17 protein-coding genes are annotated in these 17121 nt (G+C 62.9%); 10 read left to right on the top strand and 7 right to left on the bottom strand.

What is annotated here, in order from left to right; translation table 11 throughout:
• Window positions 1-22 precede the first annotated feature (22 nt).
• Complete coding sequence (locus JQ558_RS05670; RefSeq protein ID WP_212292912.1) at window positions 23-859, top strand: IclR family transcriptional regulator; 837 nt, start codon at window positions 23-25, stop codon at window positions 857-859.
• 3 nt (window positions 860-862) lie between these two features.
• Here JQ558_RS05670 and JQ558_RS05665 read toward each other — a convergent pair whose 3' ends face one another.
• The 3 genes from JQ558_RS05665 to JQ558_RS05655 form a co-directional block, all read right to left on the bottom strand.
• The gene (locus JQ558_RS05665; protein WP_212292913.1) at window positions 863-2371 is read right to left on the bottom strand and encodes a tripartite tricarboxylate transporter permease; all 1509 of its coding nucleotides are present in this window, start codon (window positions 2369-2371) and stop codon (window positions 863-865) included.
• A gap of 7 nt (window positions 2372-2378) precedes the next feature.
• Complete coding sequence (locus tag JQ558_RS05660) at window positions 2379-2864, bottom strand: tripartite tricarboxylate transporter TctB family protein (protein WP_212292914.1); 486 nt, start codon at window positions 2862-2864, stop codon at window positions 2379-2381.
• Between the two features lie 179 nt (window positions 2865-3043).
• Complete coding sequence (locus JQ558_RS05655) at window positions 3044-4009, bottom strand: tripartite tricarboxylate transporter substrate binding protein (protein WP_212209546.1); 966 nt, start codon at window positions 4007-4009, stop codon at window positions 3044-3046.
• A 344-nt stretch (window positions 4010-4353) separates the two neighbouring features.
• On the opposite strand from JQ558_RS05655, the gene JQ558_RS05650 reads away from it, so the two are divergent.
• Window positions 4354-4770, top strand: a complete 417-nt coding sequence (locus tag JQ558_RS05650; protein ID WP_212209547.1) for a hypothetical protein — start codon at window positions 4354-4356, stop codon at window positions 4768-4770.
• Window positions 4767-5630: an alpha/beta fold hydrolase gene (locus tag JQ558_RS05645; RefSeq protein WP_212292915.1), complete on the top strand. Its 864-nt coding sequence runs from the start codon at window positions 4767-4769 to the stop codon at window positions 5628-5630. Before JQ558_RS05650 ends, JQ558_RS05645 begins: the two co-directional genes overlap by 4 nt.
• Before the next feature lie 14 nt (window positions 5631-5644).
• Here the strand turns inward: JQ558_RS05645 and JQ558_RS05640 are convergent, their stop codons facing one another.
• Entirely contained in the window at window positions 5645-6910 is a 1266-nt protein-coding gene (locus JQ558_RS05640; RefSeq protein WP_212292916.1) for a D-amino acid dehydrogenase, read from the bottom strand.
• Window positions 6911-7217: 307 nt separating this feature from the next.
• On the opposite strand from JQ558_RS05640, the gene JQ558_RS05635 reads away from it, so the two are divergent.
• The 7 genes from JQ558_RS05635 to JQ558_RS05605 all read left to right on the top strand — a co-directional run bounded on the left by JQ558_RS05635 (window position 7218) and on the right by JQ558_RS05605 (window position 13620).
• Window positions 7218-8309 carry a LysR family transcriptional regulator gene (locus tag JQ558_RS05635; protein ID WP_249142330.1) on the top strand — a complete coding sequence of 364 codons (1092 nt, stop codon included), beginning with the start codon at window positions 7218-7220 and terminating at the stop codon, window positions 8307-8309.
• A 91-nt stretch (window positions 8310-8400) separates the two neighbouring features.
• Window positions 8401-9252, top strand: coding sequence for an amino acid ABC transporter substrate-binding protein (locus tag JQ558_RS05630; RefSeq protein ID WP_212209662.1), 852 nt, complete (start codon window positions 8401-8403; stop codon window positions 9250-9252).
• 80 nt (window positions 9253-9332) lie between these two features.
• A complete protein-coding gene (locus JQ558_RS05625; protein ID WP_212209550.1) occupies window positions 9333-10064 on the top strand; it encodes an amino acid ABC transporter permease in 732 nt (243 codons plus the stop codon).
• A 3-nt stretch (window positions 10065-10067) separates the two neighbouring features.
• Window positions 10068-10760 carry an amino acid ABC transporter permease gene (locus JQ558_RS05620; RefSeq protein WP_212209551.1) on the top strand — a complete coding sequence of 231 codons (693 nt, stop codon included), beginning with the start codon at window positions 10068-10070 and terminating at the stop codon, window positions 10758-10760.
• A 9-nt stretch (window positions 10761-10769) separates the two neighbouring features.
• A complete protein-coding gene (locus JQ558_RS05615; protein WP_212209552.1) occupies window positions 10770-11501 on the top strand; it encodes an amino acid ABC transporter ATP-binding protein in 732 nt (243 codons plus the stop codon).
• A 182-nt stretch (window positions 11502-11683) separates the two neighbouring features.
• Window positions 11684-12541: a D-amino-acid transaminase gene (locus JQ558_RS05610; protein ID WP_212292917.1), complete on the top strand. Its 858-nt coding sequence runs from the start codon at window positions 11684-11686 to the stop codon at window positions 12539-12541.
• A gap of 95 nt (window positions 12542-12636) precedes the next feature.
• Window positions 12637-13620 carry a tripartite tricarboxylate transporter substrate binding protein gene (locus JQ558_RS05605; RefSeq protein ID WP_212292918.1) on the top strand — a complete coding sequence of 328 codons (984 nt, stop codon included), beginning with the start codon at window positions 12637-12639 and terminating at the stop codon, window positions 13618-13620.
• 5 nt (window positions 13621-13625) lie between these two features.
• On the opposite strand, the gene JQ558_RS05600 is transcribed toward JQ558_RS05605, so the two are convergent.
• The 3 genes from JQ558_RS05600 to JQ558_RS05590 are packed head-to-tail and all read right to left on the bottom strand — an operon-like array spanning window position 13626 to window position 16878.
• On the bottom strand, window positions 13626-14411 hold the full coding sequence (locus tag JQ558_RS05600) for a fumarylacetoacetate hydrolase family protein (RefSeq protein ID WP_212292919.1): 786 nt from the start codon (window positions 14409-14411) through the stop codon (window positions 13626-13628).
• Between the two features lie 15 nt (window positions 14412-14426).
• The gene (locus tag JQ558_RS05595) at window positions 14427-15794 is read right to left on the bottom strand and encodes an LLM class flavin-dependent oxidoreductase (RefSeq protein WP_212292920.1); all 1368 of its coding nucleotides are present in this window, start codon (window positions 15792-15794) and stop codon (window positions 14427-14429) included.
• Between the two features lie 31 nt (window positions 15795-15825).
• Entirely contained in the window at window positions 15826-16878 is a 1053-nt protein-coding gene (locus tag JQ558_RS05590) for an Ldh family oxidoreductase (RefSeq protein ID WP_212275726.1), read from the bottom strand.
• Between the last annotated feature and the right edge of the window lie 243 nt (window positions 16879-17121).

Genomic DNA, 17121 nt, shown 5'->3' with positions numbered 1-17121 from the left:
GCGCGATGCGGGGAAGGGCGGCATGAACGCGACGTCACCTAAGAAGAAGCCAGCGCTGTCCGTCGCCGGGCAGCCGGCCAACTTCAACGCCATCCAAAAGGTCTGCGCGATCCTGCGCGTGCTGGCGCAGAACTCGCCGCTGCGGCTCACCGAGATCGCCGACTCCACCTCGCTGAACAAGGCGACGGCGCTGCGCATCCTCGGCTCGCTGATCGAGGAGGGCTTCGTCACCCGCGTGACCGGCGCAAAAACCTACGAGCTCGGCCAGGAGGCGCGGGTGATGGCGGTCAGCGCGCGCCGCACCGTCGACATCGCCGAACTGGCGCAGCCGAGCCTGCTGCGGCTTTCGGAGCGATCCGCCGATACCGCGCTGTTGTCGGTGCGCAGCGGCGTCGAGGCGCTGTATCTGGCGCGTTCCGTCGGCAGCCATCCTTTGCAGCCCAATTACCTGCAGATCGGCAGCCGCCGGCCGCTCGGCGTCGGCGCCGGCAGCCTTGCGCTGATGGTGTGGCTGCCGGACGCCGAGATCGACGCCATCATCGAAGTCATCATGCCGCGGCTGGCGAAATCGCCGCGCATCACGTCGAAATATCTGCGCGAGCGGATCATAGCTGCCCGCAAGCATGGCCATACCGTGCAGATCGACGTTGCCCTTCCCGGCATGGGCGGGGTCGGCGTCCCGATCCGCGACGATGCCGGGCAGGTGATTGCCGCGCTGAGCGTCGGCGCCTCCAGCGACCGGATCAGGCGGCGCGAAACCGAGCTTGCGGAGATGCTGAAGAAGGAAGCGCTGATCCTGACACGGGCAATGGCGCAGCCGGTGAAACCGGGTGCGCTGAAGGTGATCAAGCCGAGCTAGGGATCAAACCCCTTCATCGAGCGCGACCAGCTCGCGCTTCTTGCGCAGCGAGGGCAACAGCGGTCCGACCAGCAGCACTACCGCGAGCGCCAGGCAGGTAGCCGAGATCGGCCGTGTCACGAAGGTCATCAGGTCGCCCTGGGAAAGGATCAACGATTTGCGCAGGTTGTTCTCCAGCATCGGTCCGAGCACGAAGGCCAGCACCAGCGGTGCCGGCTCGTAGCCGAGCTTGCGCATGAAATAGCCGATCACGCCGAACGCGATCATGACGTAGACGTCGAACACGTTGTTGCTGGAGCAATAGACGCCGATGATCGTGAACAGGACGATCAGCGGAAACAGGATGTTGTACGGCAGCTTCAGCAGCTGAACCCACATCCCGATCAGCGGCAGATTGAGCACCAGCAGCATCAAATTGCCGATATACATGCTGGCGACGATGCCCCAGAACAGACCCGGGTTCTGCGTGATCAGCAGCGGTCCGGGCTGCAGGCCGTGAATCACGAACGCCCCCAACAATAGCGCCATCACCACGTTTGGCGGGATGCCCAGCGTCATCAGCGGAATGAAGGCGCCGCCGGCCGCGGCGTTGTTGGCGGCTTCGGGTCCCGCCACGCCTTCGATCGCGCCATTGCCAAAACGCTCCGGCGTTTTCGACAGCCGCTTCTCCAGCGCGTAGGACGCGAATGACGAGATCACGGCGCCGCCGCCCGGCAGGATGCCGAGGAAGAATCCAAGAACGGTTCCGCGTGCGACCGGCCCGGTGCTGGCCTTCCAGTCTTCCTTGCTCGGAAACAGCTGCGTGATCTTGGCGTTGATGATGTCGCGCTTGATGATGTGCTCGGTATTGAGCAGCACCTCGGCGACGCCGAACAGGCCCATCACCACGGGGACGAGGCCGATGCCGTCGATCAATTCAATCCGGCCGAAGGTCAGGCGCGGCTGCGCCGTGATGCTGTCCAGCCCGATCAGGCCAAGCACGATGCCGATGCAGGCCATCAGCAGCGCCTTCGCCATCGATCCCTGCGTGAGGAAGGTCAGCACCACGAGGCCCAGCGCCATCAGGCTGAAATAGTCAGCCGGCCCGAACGCGATCGCGACGCTGGCCAGGGACGGCGCCACCAGCATCAAGGCGATCAGCGCGAAGGTACCGGCGATGAAGGAGCCGAACGCGGAGATGCCGAGCGCCGGCCCGGCGCGGCCTTGTTTCGCCATCTGGTGGCCGTCGATGCAGGTGACGACGGAAGCCGCTTCCCCGGGGATGTTGACCAGGATCGACGTGGTCGAGCCGCCATACATCGAGCCGTAATAGATGCCGGCCATCATGATGATGCCGGATTCCGGCGTTCCCGACAGCGTGACCGGCAGCAACAGCGACATGGCCGAGATCGGCCCGATGCCGGGGAGCACGCCGACCAGCGTGCCGATGAAGACGCCGATGAAGCAATAGACCAGGTTGACCGGCAACAGAGCGATGCCGAAACCGTGCGCGACGTTGATGATCGTGTCCATGTCGCGGTCAACCGATTTCGAAGATGCCCGAAGGCAGCTGGATCAAAAGCAAACGTTTCAGAATCCACCACATGCCGAGCGGGGCGATGACGGCGATCGGGATCGCCAGCGACCAGCGCACCGGATCGATCAGCCGCAACAGCAGCACCATCAACGGGATCGACGACAGCAGAAAGCCGAACGTATCGAGCGAGAAGGCGAATGCGGTGAGGGAGGCGATGACGATCAACGGTTTGGTCCAGCGCGCATTCTCCCAGCGCGAACCGAATGTCGGTCCGCCCTCGGTGAGCGACGCAATGATGATCGATGCCGCGAACAGGCACATCAGGATGCCGGTGTAGAACAGCACGTAGCCGGAGCCGGGATCGTTGATGGTGCCCAGTTTCAGCTTGAGCCCGGACCGGATGACGAAAAGGCCGAGCCCGAGCCCGATCAATCCACCCCACAATTCGGAATTGTTGAAGCGGAATTTGACGTTGCTGTTATTGCTCATGGATTGTTCTCTCAGCCGTTCCCCGGACTGCGCAGCACCATAAGCGCGTTTACGTGTGGTTTCCACACGCTATGGCGACGGCGCTGCAGAGCCGAGGTCGGTCTTGCTGTGTTGTGGGTCCCGGCTCTGCGGAGCAGCGCTTTGCGCCGCACCGCGTCCGGACACGAGGATGGTCTATGCTACTTCTTCGCCAGCCCGAGCGAGTCGATCACCTTGCGTTCGGAATTGGTGACCTCGACGACGAACTTCTTGTAGTCCTCGGTATTCTTGTAATTCGGCACCATGTCGTATTTCGCGAGCGTTGCGATCACGGCCGGGTCCTCGAGGGCCTTCTTGAAGGCGTCGTGCAGCTTGGCGACGATCTTCGGGTCCATGCCCTTCGGTCCGGCGATGCCGAACGGCGAGTCATAGACCATGGGATAGCCGAGTTCCTTCAGCGTCGGCACGTTGGGAAAATTCGGCGAGCGCGCCGAGGTCCACACCATCAGCAGCCGCAACTTGCCGGCGTCGACCAGCGGACGCCATCCGGTCGAATCCGCCTGCAGCATGGTGTGCTGGCCAAGCACGGCGGCGTTGGTCTCCGCGCCGCCCTTGAACGGCACCTGCGTCAGCTTGATGCCGGCGAGCGTCGCGATCTGTTCCATGCCTATATGCAGCGAGGTTCCGGCGCCCGGGGTCGCGTAGGTCACCTTGCCGGGATTCTGTTTGGCGAAGTCGACGACGTCCTTCCAGGTCTTGAACTGCGACTCGGCATTGGTGGTGACACCGAAGGTATAACCGGTGAGGTGGATGATGTAGGAGAAATCCTTGGACGGATCCCAGGATACTTCCTGCATCAGCGGCAGGCGGAACACGGTGATCGGTAGCTGCGCGATGGTGTAGCCATCGGGCTTGGCTCCGGCCGCCATGGTGGCCGGACCGACGGTGCCGCCGCCGCCCGCCTTGTTGTCGATCGCGATCGGCTGGCCGAGAATCTTGGAGGCGCTTTCGGCGATTGCGCGCATCGTAAGGTCGGTCGATCCGCCCGCGGGCCACGGCACGATCAGGGTGATCGGCTTGGTGGGATATTCCTGCGCGCCGGCGGCGGCGGAAATCAGCATGCCGACGGCGGCGACAGCGAACATCAAACGGCTTGGTCTCGACATCTCAAACTCTCCCTTGCGGCCCCGTTGGAAGCGAGGCCGCTTTGTTGCTCTTTGATGCCTTCAATCTTCTCTGAAAACGCAGGCGAAGAAAAGCGCATTGACCGCGCTAACCTATGCAATCGGCTCAGCAATTGGCTGGAATTGACATCTGCGACAATTGGTCTGCCGCGGCATCCCGAGATACGGAATTTACCGGGTCGCACGTGTGCGGCAAGCATGGTTGCACGGCGTCAACGCCGTGCCGCCAACCTTGCGACCATGGAACGTTCGGGCCATCATATCACGATATGACGGCAGGGTTCCGTTCTCCCGATGCCGTTATTGCCGAAAACCCCCTGGAGCGCATGAGTTCAGCTTCGAACGCGACCGACAATGCGGTCCTCAAAGCATTCGCGACAATCCCCGCGCTGCTCGAACAGGCGCCGGAGCTGATCGTTCGCGGCCGGTTTCTCGACTGCGAGTGTCTGCTCGGACCGACCGGCCATCCTCTTCACGCCTCGATCCGTGCCGGCCGTATCGTCGATTTGACATCGGCGCCGGTGCTGATGCGCTCCTGGCGGTTTGCCTATCGCGCTTCGCCGGCCGCCTGGGCGGCGTACTGGCAGCCCGCGCCGCGGCCGGGCTGGCATGATCTGCTCGCCCTGACCAAGCGCGGCGAGGCCGCTATCGAGGGCGATCTGCATCCCTTCATGACGCATCTGCAATATTTCAAGGATGTGCTGGCGTTACCGCGGCAGCATTTCGCGGTAGCGGCATCATGAGCGGCTATGTCGAGCCGATGATCGGCCGCTATGTCCATGTCGACATCGGCGCCGAAATGCATCGCATCTATTTCGAGGAAAACGGCACCGGCATTCCGCTGGTGTGCCTGCACACCGCGGGTTCCGATGCGCGGCAATGGCGGCATCTGCTGGCCGACGCGGAGTTCGCGAAGCATTTTCGGATCATCGCGTTCGACATGCCCTGGCACGGCAAATCCAATCCGCCGGCCAGCTGGAACGGCGACGAATATCAGCTCACCACGGCGCGCTACACCGAAACCATCCGCGCCTTCTGCAAGGCGCTGAAGCTCGACAAGCCGGTGGTGATGGGCTGCTCGATCGGCGGCCGCATCGTGCTCAATCTGGCGATCGATCACGCCGCCGAATTCCGGGCGTTGATTGGCCTGGAAGCGGCTGATTTCCAGGCGCCGTGGTACGATACCACATGGCTCAACCGCCCCGACGTCCATGGCGGCGAAGTCTGCGCGGCGCTGGTGTCGGGTCTGATTGCGCCGCAGGGCCCGCAAGCGGCGCGGACCGAGACGCTGTGGGGGTACAAGCAGGGCGGACCCGGCGTCTTCAAGGGCGATCTCTATTTTTATCGGGTCGACGGCGATCTGCGCGGCCGGGTCGAGAACATCGACACTGATGTCTGCCCGCTGTTTCTGCTCACCGGCGAATATGACTTCTCCTGCACGCCGGAAGACACCAAGCGCACGGCGGCGGCGATCAGGGGTGCCCATGTCACCATCATGGAGCAGCTCGGCCATTTTCCGATGAGCGAGAATCCCGAACAGTTTCGTCGCTACATTGCGCCGGTGCTGGCCCAGATCGTCGCGTCGGCTAAAGTCACCGGCTAGCAGCCGTTGCCGCTTCAAGCCGCGCGGTGCAAGGCGAAGGGTCCGCCTTCGATCGCCGGCCGCTTGCGATCAATCAAATCCGCCGTCAGCCGCGCGCTGCCGCAGGCAAGCGTCCAACCGAGCATGCCGTGGCCTGAATTGATGAACAGGCCATCAAGCGGCGACCAGCCGATGATCGGCCGGCTGTCGGGCGTCATCGGGCGCAGCCCACACCAGGGCTGGACGTCACCGGTAGCATTGATACCGAGCAACTCGGCTGAAGCGCGGCGCAGCGTGTCGATGCGCCCGACATCGATCCTGGCATCATCACTCTCGAGGTCGGCGATGCCCGCGACCCTTATCGTCGTCCTTTCGCCGGACGTGAGCGGCGCGAACACCAGCTTGCGTTCCATATCGGTGACGCTGTGGCGCAGCGCGTGGGTACCGTCAGGCGGTGTCAGGGTGATGCTGTATCCTTTGACCGGATAGATCGGCAGATAGAATCCGCAAGCGCGCGCAAAGGCACGCGATGCCGCGCCCATGCACAGCACAAAGCGGTCCGCCTGCACACGCCCTTTCGTGGTCTCGACCGCGCAGAGGCGGCCGCCGGACCTGACCGGCCCAACCACCGGCGCGCCCAGCAGCCATTCGATGTTGCTGCGCTGCTTCATGCGGGCCGTGAGTGCGGCGCAGAATGCCGCACAATCGCCGACCTGCTCGGAGGCCGTGTAGACCCCGCCCGCGAGATCGCGCACGTCGAGTTTGAGCCCAGGCTCCAGCGCCAGGCACTCGGCAGGTGTCAGGACCTGTTGCTGATCATCACTCGTGCCCATCCTGGCGATTGCGCCTCGCGCCGTGTCGAATTCCTTGCCTGTCCGGAATACGACGAGCTTGCCCGCGGTCCTCAATCCGAACGCGAGCCCAAGGGCCTCGGACAGCTGCGCCAACTCGCTCCGGCTCAAGGCGGCGAGCGCAAGTTGGGCGCCAATGGTCTCTTGCACGGCGTTCGAGCGGCAGGCCAGCAGGAAACGCGCGCCCCATGCCACCAAAGCAGGGTCCAGGCCGGGCCGAATGCGAATGGGCGAACCCTTCGACATCAATAGCGATGGAAGCTTCATCAGCAGCGCCGGCGAGGCCAGCGGCGCCACGAAGGCGTAGCTGAGCTGGCCGCCATTCGCAGCGCTGGCGTCTGCTCCGGTGGAAACGTTGCGGTCGACGACGGTGACATCATGTCCGGCTTCGGCGAGGCGCCATGCTGTGGTGAGGCCGATGACGCCGGCGCCGAGTACGCAAATTTTCATTTCGATGTCTCTTTTTGAAACGGCCGCCCGATCGAAACGTAACTTGACCGGGGACGAACTGGATGGTGTGGGCACCGCCAGACTAGGGCGTTCACTCGCCGCCACTGATGCGAAGGTCGCATAATGCAAAACTTGCATCATCGGCCGCGGCGTAGCACGCTAGCGATGGGTGGCGGTTTTGGGCGGGTTGCGGGCCGGGTTATGACAGGGCGCCGACTGATCGGGATGGACCTTTCGGCGACGGCCGGGCGCCGCGATGCAAAGCTTGCATTGGTCAAGGCGCATGCCGATTGGCTAGGTTCCGCGCATGGGGGATCACATTCTTGACCGGCAACGAGCACCCGACGCTGTTCGCTGCCTTGCGCCGCCTGGAGAGGCGCCGCAGGCCGGCGCGGCGGCGCCACGCGTCCAGGCAAGGTGCGTGATGGAGCTGCGCTGGCTGCAGGATTTTCTGATGGTGGCCGAGACCGGCAACTTTACGCGGGCGGCCGAGCGACGAAATACCTCGCAGGCCGCGTTCAGCCGCCGGATCAAATCGCTGGAGGCCTGGCTCGGCTTCGACCTGATCGACCGCAGCGTCTATCCGACCCAATTGACGCCGCAGGGCGAGCGCTTTCGCGAACATGCCGGCGAGCTGCTGCGGCAGATGCTGGACGCGCGGGTGGAGCTTGGCGGCAAGCCGGTTCGGCGTCACGAACATATCAGGATCGCGTTGCCGTTTGCGATGGCGACTTCCCGCCTGCCGCATTGGTGGCAGCTCTGGTCGCAGGAGCGGCGCCTGAGCTGCTCGGTCGTGGTCGGCAATATCCACGACCTCGTCACCTCGCTGGTCTCGAACAATGTCGACCTGATGATCTGCTACCACCACGCCCAGCAGCCGATCCATCTCGATCCGGACCGCTATGAACGTGCGATCCTCGGCACCGAATTCCTGCGGCCCTATGCCAGCCAGGCGCTGGTGACGAAGGGGAGTGCCTCGCTGCCCGGCCGGCCGACGCATCCGGTGCCGCTTCTGATGTACTCGCCGGGCGTGTATTTTGCGCGCCTGGTCGATCTCATCCTGGAAAATGCCCCGGTTTCCGGCACCCGGGTGATCGAAAGCGACATGTCGGACGTGCTGTGCGAAATGGCGCTCGCCGGCCGCGGCGTCGCCTGGCTTTGCGAGAGCACGGTGGCAGCCTCCGGCCGCAAGGGGCTGACGGCGGTCGGCGGTGACAAATGGGCGCTGCCTTTGTCAATGGTCGCCTTTAGAGATAGGACGAATAGCCAGCGGTCGCTAAATCTGTTTTGGTCCGAGTTATGCAGGTATAGTGCCGGACACGATGGGGGCAATCAGGAAAGGACCGCCTCGAGATCGTCGGCCAAATCACCTTCCAGGTCGTCGAGATCGAGTGGATGATGAATTTCAAACCAATAGAGGGAGAAGTTACGTGAAACACCGTCATATTATCGGCTGTCTGCTGGCCGGCGCGTTGTGCGCCACGCCGGCGATGGCGCAGGAACTCACCGGAACGTTGAAGAACATCAAGGATACCGGGGCCATCACGCTCGGCTTCCGGGATTCGTCGATTCCCTTCTCCTATCTCGATGACAGCCAGAAGCCGGTCGGCTACGCCATGGACATCTGCTACAAGATCGTCGATGCCGTGAAGAAGGAGCTCAAGCTCGACAAGCTCGAGGTCAAGCTCAATCCGGTGACGTCGTCGACCCGGATTCCGCTGCTGGCCAACGGCACCATCGATCTGGAATGCGGCTCGACCACCAACAACGCCGAGCGCCAGAAGCAGATCGCCTACACCAATACCCACTTCCTGACCGCGAGCCGCTACGTCTCGAAGAAGTCGAGCAAGATCAACTCGATCGACGATCTGAAGGGCAAGGCGGTGGTTTCGACATCGGGCACCACCAACATCAAGCAGCTGACCGAAGCCAATGCGGAAAAGAAGCTCGGCGCCAACATCATTCCGGCCAAGGACCACGCCGAAGCCTTCCTGATGGTCGAGACCGACCGCGCGGTGGCGTTCGTGATGGACGACATCCTGCTGGCGAGCCTGGTTGCCGGCTCGAAAGCGCCGGATGACTATGTGATCTCCAAGGACGCGTTCTCCAAGCCGGAGCCCTACGGCATCATGCTGCGCAAGGACGACCCGGCCTTCAAGAAGGTGGTCGATGCCGCCACATCAGCGCTCTATAAGGGCGGCGAGGGCCAGAAGATCTACGACAAGTGGTTCACCCAGAAGATCCCGCCGAAGGGCCTGAACCTGAACTCGCCGATGAGCGCGGAGCTGAAGAACCAGTACGCCAAGCCGTCGGATTCGCCGGATCCGGACGCCTACAAATAAGCAAACAGGTGCTTCTGCCCATGCAATGGCCCAACCATTGCATGGGCACGTTTCGGCGACGTAGCGGACGGTAGGCCTTCGTGAATTACAATTGGAACTGGAGCATCTTCTTCGAGCCGGCCCCGGGCGGGACCGGCACCTATTTCGATATGCTGCTGTCGGGGCTGTGGCTGACCATCCAGACCGGGATCTTCGCCTGGATCATCGCGCTGATATTCGGCTCGATCGTCGGCGTGTTGCGGACGCTGCCATCGAAGACCGCCTACTGGATCGGCTTCGCCTGGGTCGAATTCTTCCGCAACATGCCGCTTCTGGTGCAGCTTTTCCTCTGGTTCTTCGTGCTGCCGGAACTGCTGCCGCGGAGCTGGGGGCTGTGGCTGAAGCAGATGCCTAACGCGCCGTTCTATACCGCGGCGATCGGGGTCGGCCTGTTCATGTCGGCGCGCGTCGCCGTGCAACTGGCCGCCGGCATCGCCTCGCTGCCGCGCGGACAAAAACAGGCCGCGACTGCGCTCGGGCTGACGACGTTTCAAGGTTATCGCTACGTATTGCTGCCGATTGCATTTCGAATCATCATGCCGCCGCTGACCTCGGAGTTCCTCAACACCATCAAGAACACGGCGGTCGCGATCACCATCGGCCTGATCGAGCTGACCGGCCAGGCGCGATCGATGCAGGAATTCTCGTTCCAGGTGTTCGAGGCTTTCACCGCCGCGACCGTGATGTATCTCTTGATCAACATCGTCGTCGTCACCGGCATGCGCTTCCTCGAACGCAGCCTGGCGATCCCCGGCTACATCACGGGGAAATAGCGCATGTTCGCCAGTTTCGATTTCGACGTCATCCGCCGTTCGCTCGGCTACCTGTTTCTCGACGGCATGGCGTTTACGCTGACCCTGACCGCGCTCTCTGCGCTCGGCGGGATCATCTTCGGTACGCTGATCGCGCTGATGCGGCTGTCCGGTTTCAAGGTGCTCGGCCGGATCGCCGGGCTTTACGTCGACTTCATGCGGTCGCTGCCGCTGGTGCTGGTGATCTTCTGGTTCTATTTTCTGGTGCCCTATCTCGGGCAATGGCTGACCGGCGCGTCGCGTCCGATCAGCGTCGGCGCCTTCACCTCCGCGCTCGTCACCTTCATCATGTTCGAGGCGGCGTATTTTTCCGAGATCATGCGCGCCGGCATCCAGTCGATCTCCAAGGGCCAGCCTGCCGCAGCCAATGCGCTCGGCATGACCTACGCCCAGACCATGCGCTACGTCGTGCTGCCGCAGGCGTTCCGCAACATGTTGCCGGTGCTGCTGACCCAGACCATCGTGCTGTTCCAGGACACTTCGCTGGTCTACGTGCTGTCGATGCCGGATTTCCTCGGCGCTGCGAGCAAGGTTGCGCAGCGCGACGGCCGGCTGGTCGAGATGTACCTGTTCGCGGCGGTGGTCTATTTCACGATTTCCTGCGTCGCCTCGTTTGGCGTCCGGCGCCTGCAGGCGCGTATCAGTATTGTTCGTTAGGGAACGCGCATGATCGAAATCAATCACGTCAGTAAATGGTACGGGTCGACCTTCCAGGCGCTGAAGGACTGCACGACCAAGGTCGCCAAGGGCGAAGTGGTCGTGGTGTGCGGCCCGTCGGGCTCGGGCAAGTCGACGCTGATCAAATGCGTCAACGCGCTGGAGCCGATCCAGGAGGGCGACATCATCCTCGACGGCATCAAGGTCAATGATCCGAAGACCGACCTGCCCAAGCTGCGCGCCCGCGTCGGCATGGTGTTCCAGCATTTTGAACTGTTCCCGCACCTGAAGATCATCGAGAATCTGTGCCTGGCGCAGGAGAAGGTACTGGGCCGGTCCCACGACGAGGCGATGGCCAAGGCCGCCAAGCTGCTCGACCGCGTCGGATTGAAGGTTCATGCCAACAAATACCCGGCCGAATTGTCCGGCGGACAGCAGCAGCGCGTGGCGATTGCACGCGCGCTGGCGATGGACCCGATCGCCATGCTGTTCGACGAGCCGACCTCGGCGCTCGACCCCGAAATGATCAGCGAAGTGCTCGACGTGATGGTCGACCTCGCCCGCGAGGGCATGACCATGATGGTCGTGACCCACGAAATGGGCTTTGCCCGCAAGGTGGCGCATCGCGTGATCTTCATGGACCAGGGCGAGATCGTCGAGGATGCGCTGAAGGACGACTTCTTCGGCAAGCCGCGCAGCGACCGCGCGCAGAAATTTTTGTCGAAGATTCTGTCGCATTAAGCCTGACCGTCATTCCGGGGCGCGCGAAGCGCGAGCCCGAAATCCATAACCACGGTCGGGAGTATGGATTCCGGGCTCGCGCCAAAGGGCGCGCCTCGGAATGACGCTGTGAGGGTTTATCCGCATTAACAATTTGCGTATATGAGTCCTCAACCCCTCTTCGCGCTCTCAGGAGACTTCGCTTGGAACAGATCGCCTACGTCAACGGTTCATTCGTGCCCATGGCCGACGCCAAGGTGTCGATTCTCGACCGCGGATTCCTGTTCGCCGATGGCATCTATGAGGTCGCGGCCGTGCTCGACGGCAAGCTGATCGACAATGCCTCGCATCTGGCGCGGCTGGAGCGTTCGGTCGGCGAGATCGAATTGGCGCTGCCGGAGACCATTGAACGGATTCAGGAGATCCAGAAGGAACTGGTGACGCGCAATAATCTCGTCAGCGGCATGGTCTATCTGGAAGTGACGCGTGGCGCCGACACCGGTCGCGATTTTGCGTTTCCAAAGGGCGTCAAGCCGACGCTGGTCATGTTTACCTCCGTGAAAGACATCATCAACGCACCGTCGGCCAAGACCGGCATTGCCGTCATCACCGTGCCCGATCTGCGCTGGACCCGCCGCGACATCAAGAGCGTGGCGCTGCTGGCGCAGGTGCTGGCAAAGCAGGCGGCGGCCGCGGCCGGCGCCGGCGAAGCCTGGATGATCGAGGACGGCAAGGTCACCGAGGGCGGCTCGTCTTCAGCGTTCATCCTGACGCAGGACGATGTGCTGGTGACGCGGCAGAACGGCAGCGAGATCTTGCCGGGCTGCACCCGCAAGGCGGTGGTCAAGCTGGCCGAAGAACGCCAGCTCCGGATCGAGGAGCGCGCCTTTACGGTGGAAGAAGCGCTGGCCGCGAAGGAAGCTTTCATCACCAGCGCCTCCGTGTTCGTGCAGGCGGTGGTATCGATCGACGGCAAGAAAGTCGCGACCGGCAAGCCCGGCCCGATGACCGATCGGCTGCGCGAAATCTATGTCGAGTTCGCCAAGGCGACCGCGGTTTAGGCGCTACCGGTCTTCGGCTTCAATATCGATGTGGGGCGCCGCCAGGTTTATGGGTATGCGGCCCTGATCGACCGCGAACTTTGGTGGATGCGAACATGAGAATTCGGCGCCACACGAAAAGCCTTGTTGCGTTGCTCGCGCTGGTCGCGGTTTCCGTCCCGTCGAGCGCGAAGGCCTTCGCAGCCTATCCCGACCGGACCATCAGGATCGTCGTGCCGTTTGCACCGGGCGGCGGCACTGACGTGATCGCGCGGACGCTGGCGCAGGAGATGGCAAAAGATCTCGGCGCCTCCATCATCATCGAGAACAAGCCGGGCGCGGGCACCATCGTCGGTACGCAGTCGGTCGCGGCCAGCGCGCCAGACGGTTACACGCTGTTGATGGGAACCTTCGCCAATGCGGTCAATCCAAGCCTGAACGCGAAGCTGCCTTACGATGCGCATAAGGATTTTGCGGCGGTGGCGTTGATCGCGCGTTCCTTCAACCTCGTCGTGGTCAATCCGGCGTCGCGGATCAAATCGATTGCCGACCTGATTGCGGTGGCCAAGGCCGAGCCCAATAAACTGTCGTACGGCACCTATGGCACCGGCACCTCGGCGCATCTGGCCGGCGAATTGTTCAAGCACATGGCCAAGGTCAACCTGACCGCCGTGCCGTACAAGGGCGCGGCGCCCGCGATCACCGACCTGCTCGGCGGACAGATCCAGGTGATCTTCACCACGGTCGCCAGCGCCGCCTCGCTGGTCGCGGCCGGCCAGTTGCGCGCAATCGCGGTGACGTCGGCCGAGCGCTCGCCGGCCTTCCCGGAATTGCCGACGGTGTCGGAAGCCGGCGTTCCCGGCTACGCGGCCGAGGCCTGGTATGGCGTGTACGCGCCCGCCAAAACTCCGCCTGACATCATCGGCCTCCTGAACAAATCGGCCGCCAAGGCCGTCCAGTCGGAGGCATTCAAGAAGCTCGGCGTCAACGAAGGGCTTGTCATGGTGGCGGAGCCGCCCGAGGCACTCGACCGCTATTTCAGCGTCGAGGAAACGCGCTGGCGCAAGGTGATTCAGGACGCCGGGATCAAGATCGAGTAGGCGCGCTAACGTTTATCCGCCACGAACCTGTTGCGCAGGGTGCCGATGCCGGTGATGTCGATCTCGACCACGTCGCCGGCCTTCAGATCCGGCGAGGCGCCGTCGGTGCCCATCCAGATCACGTCGCCCGGCCACAGCGTGAAATATTTCGTCAGCTCGACGATGAACGGCACGATGCCGAAGATCATCTCGTTGGTGCGGAAGCGGCCGGTCTCCTTGCCATTGACCCGGATCGCAGTTTCCATCCGGTCGAGGTCGACATCGGTTTCGATCCAGGGCCCCATCGGCTTGAAGGTGTCGGCGTTCTTGGATCGCCACAGCGAGCGATCGGCCTTCTGCCAGGTGCGTTCGCTGACGTCGTTGCCGATGGTGTAGCCGAACACGCAGGATATCGCGTCGGCTTCGGTCAGGTGTTTTGCCTTCTTGCCGATGACGACGACCAGTTCTCCTTCGTAGTGGATTTTCTCGGTCGCGGTTGCCGGAATCACCACGTCTTCATCATGGGCGATCAGGGCGTTCTGCGCGCGGTAGCCGATCTCGGGACGATCAGGCACGTTCGGAACCGTGCCGGCCTTGTCGGCGGCTTCCTTCAAATGCTTCAGATAGTTCAGCCCGACGCAATAGAACGTGCGCGGGATCAGCGGCAATTCGATCTTCACTTCGCTGAGTGCATGGGTTTGCGCGCCGCGCTGCCATTCGCCGAACGGGTCGCCGCTAACTGATATGACCTTGTCGCCCTCGACGAGGCCCCAGGATGTGTTGCCGGCGGCGGTGAATTTGAGCCAACGCATGAAGTGTCCTTTGTTTTATTCGGCTGCGGCCTGAGGCCTGGTTTTCCAGGCGCCGGCTTTGGTGCGCGGCAGGCCGAGATTCTCGCGCAACGTCTTGCCGGCATAATCCTTGTGAAACAGGCCGCGGCGCTGCAGTTCCGGCACCACATGCTTGACGAAGTCGGCGTAGGAGCCGGGCACGATGGTGGCGGCGATGACAAAGCCGTCACAGCCGCGCTCGACGAACATCTCCTCCAACTTGTCCGCGATCTCCTTCGGGCCGCCGACGATCGCGTCCTGCACCTGGCCGCGGCCGGAGAAGGTGACGAAGTCGCGCGCGCTGGGATTGGCCTTGCCTGAATTCTTGAGCACGCCGTCGCGAATGCCCAGGATGCCCTGCATGCTCTTGAGCTCTTCTGTTGTCAGGGGCTCGTCGAGCGGCTTGGAGGCGAAGTCGTAATTCAAGGCTTCCGCGAGCAGCGACAGCGCGTCAATCTGCAGCGGCAGCTTGTTGATGACAGCCATCTTGTCCTCGGCCTCGCTCCTGGTCGCGCCGCAGACGGGTGTGGTGAGGTTGCAGAGGAACATCTGGTCGGGATCGCGGCCGGCCTTCGCCGCTTCGTTGCGGACCGCGGCATAGCCCTCCTTGGCGGCGGCGACGTTGCGCGCGGCGGTGAAAATCACCTCGCCCCATCGTCCCGCAAAGCGCTGACCGCGGCCGGACGCGCCGGCCTGGATGATGACGGGATGGCCCTGCGCCGAGCGCGGCACGGTGAATGGACCGCGCGACTTGAAGAATTGACCCTTGTGGTCGAGCCGCCTGACCTTGGCCGGATCGGCGAAGCGGCCGCTGTTCTTGTCCATGATCAGCGAGCCGTCTTCCCAGGTGTCCCAATGGCCGAGCACGACTTCCATAAATTCGTCGGCGCGGTCGTAGCGGTAGTCATGCTCGAGATGGGCATCCTTGCCCATGTTGTGGGCTTCGCCGTCATTGAGCGAGGTGACGACGTTCCACCCCGCGCGTCCGCCTGTCATCAAATCGAGCGTGGCGAAGCGGCGCGCGACGTCGAACGGCTCGAAATAGGTGGTCGAGCAGGTCGAGGCCAATCCGAGTTTCTCGGTGACCATGCCCATCGTGGTCAGCACCACGATCGGATCCATCTTCACGCAGCGGATGCCGTATTCGACCGTGTGGGCGTGGTCGTTGCCGTAGCGGTCCGGCATCGCCAGGCGATCGTCGAAGAACGCCATGTGGAATTTGCCGGCTTCCAGAATCCGGGCGATCTCCTGATAGTAATCGGTCGACATCGAATCGTCGCGCGATTCCGGGTGCCGCCACGAACTCGGCAAATTGGTGCAGTTCTGCGCCTGCAGGAAGCCGACCATCGCCATTTGCCGTGTCATATCGTTCTCCCTGTATCGGCCAAGCGTGGCTTCATGTCAGATCGAGTTCGGCCGCGAGCTTGTACTCGCCGGCCAGCGCGCGCAATTTGTCCCAGGTCGCGTCCTCGATTTCGATGCCGGAAACCTTGCGCTGCTGCTCGCGGATATACTCGACCTCACCCGGATAGAACACGCCGGTGGAACCTTCGGACGTTGGCGTCTCTTTCAGATAGCGCGCGAATTCGGCGACTTCCTTCTTGAAATCCTTCAGCGGGCGAAACGCCGCGACGTTGAACACCGCCATGAAGCATCCGTCATTGTGGCGGCCGGTCGGCTCGACGCCGAAGCCAAGTCCGGTGAGCAGCCCGCACAACACCTCGACCATCGCGGCAAGGCCGCTGCCCTTGTAACCCTCGCTGCCGCCGAGCGGCAGCAGGGCGCCGCCCTTCCTGTACTCCCTGGGGTCGGTGGTGTGCCGTCCCTCGGCATCGACGATCCAACCCTTCGGGATTTCCTCGTTGCGCGACACGGCCAGCGCAATCTTGCCAGCGGCGACGGCGGAGGTTGCCATGTCAAGATAAAACGGCGCGTCGAGGTCGGAGGGAACGGCAATCGAGATCGGGTTGGTGCCGAGCCGTGCCTCGCGGCCGCCGAACGGCGCCACGATCTTCGGCGAGCGGCCGGAGTCGGCGGTCGCAATGCCGATCATGCCCTCCTGCATCGCCATCAATGGATAGGCGGCGAGCCGACCGACATGGCTTTGGCGAAACACCGTGCAGGCGGCGACGTTCGCGGTCTTCGCCTTCTCGATCGTCAGCGCCATCGCCTTGGCATTAACGTGAAACCCAAAACCCCAGTGGCCGTCGATCACGGTCGTGGTCGGCGATTCCTGCACGATGGTCCACTTCGCTCCGGGCACGATGTGGCCGGCCTTGACGCGGTCGATATAGGTCGGGATTGCGATGATACCGTGGGAATCGTGGCCGGCGAGGTTCGCGTTGACGCAGCCGATAGCGACCGCTTTGGCTTCCTCGTCCGATGCGCCGACAGCCCTGAGCAGTGCCGCGCCGATGCGTGTGAGACGGTCGGCCTGGACGATCGGCATGGGTTTCCTCATCGAATGCCCGCGAGCAGCGGGTCTTGCTTGTTGTTGTCGAAGCATGGTCTCAAAGCAGTGGCATGAGAGCAAGGGCAGAATGTCCGTACCGGCATGCCCGTGAGGCGGGCTCGCGCGGTTCGGATTTCATCTGACGAAAATTGGCTACCGTCGCAGAGGGCGTTACTCGCGGACGCGCCGTCGCTCTCATGGCTGACAAATCGTGAACGGAACCGTAGTTCTTCGGAGAAC

Source organism: Bradyrhizobium sp. AUGA SZCCT0160 (assembly GCF_018130105.1).
Classification (GTDB): Bacteria; Pseudomonadota; Alphaproteobacteria; order Rhizobiales; family Xanthobacteraceae; genus Bradyrhizobium.
The sequence above is the reverse complement of the archived record's forward strand: the minus strand, read 5'-3'. Positions and strand labels throughout refer to the sequence as shown.

Coding starts and splice junctions, on each gene's coding strand:
- JQ558_RS05670 (WP_212292912.1), top strand. CDS start 23: ATGAACGCGACGTCACCTAAGAAGAAGCCAGCGCTGTCCGTCGCCGGG.
- JQ558_RS05665 (WP_212292913.1), bottom strand. CDS start 2,371: ATGGACACGATCATCAACGTCGCGCACGGTTTCGGCATCGCTCTGTTG.
- JQ558_RS05660 (WP_212292914.1), bottom strand. CDS start 2,864: ATGAGCAATAACAGCAACGTCAAATTCCGCTTCAACAATTCCGAATTG.
- JQ558_RS05655 (WP_212209546.1), bottom strand. CDS start 4,009: ATGTCGAGACCAAGCCGTTTGATGTTCGCTGTCGCCGCCGTCGGCATG.
- JQ558_RS05650 (WP_212209547.1), top strand. CDS start 4,354: ATGAGTTCAGCTTCGAACGCGACCGACAATGCGGTCCTCAAAGCATTC.
- JQ558_RS05645 (WP_212292915.1), top strand. CDS start 4,767: ATGAGCGGCTATGTCGAGCCGATGATCGGCCGCTATGTCCATGTCGAC.
- JQ558_RS05640 (WP_212292916.1), bottom strand. CDS start 6,910: ATGAAAATTTGCGTACTCGGCGCCGGCGTCATCGGCCTCACCACAGCA.
- JQ558_RS05635 (WP_249142330.1), top strand. CDS start 7,218: ATGGGGGATCACATTCTTGACCGGCAACGAGCACCCGACGCTGTTCGC.
- JQ558_RS05630 (WP_212209662.1), top strand. CDS start 8,401: ATGGCGCAGGAACTCACCGGAACGTTGAAGAACATCAAGGATACCGGG.
- JQ558_RS05620 (WP_212209551.1), top strand. CDS start 10,068: ATGTTCGCCAGTTTCGATTTCGACGTCATCCGCCGTTCGCTCGGCTAC.
- JQ558_RS05615 (WP_212209552.1), top strand. CDS start 10,770: ATGATCGAAATCAATCACGTCAGTAAATGGTACGGGTCGACCTTCCAG.
- JQ558_RS05605 (WP_212292918.1), top strand. CDS start 12,637: ATGAGAATTCGGCGCCACACGAAAAGCCTTGTTGCGTTGCTCGCGCTG.
- JQ558_RS05600 (WP_212292919.1), bottom strand. CDS start 14,411: ATGCGTTGGCTCAAATTCACCGCCGCCGGCAACACATCCTGGGGCCTC.
- JQ558_RS05595 (WP_212292920.1), bottom strand. CDS start 15,794: ATGACACGGCAAATGGCGATGGTCGGCTTCCTGCAGGCGCAGAACTGC.
- JQ558_RS05590 (WP_212275726.1), bottom strand. CDS start 16,878: ATGCCGATCGTCCAGGCCGACCGTCTCACACGCATCGGCGCGGCACTG.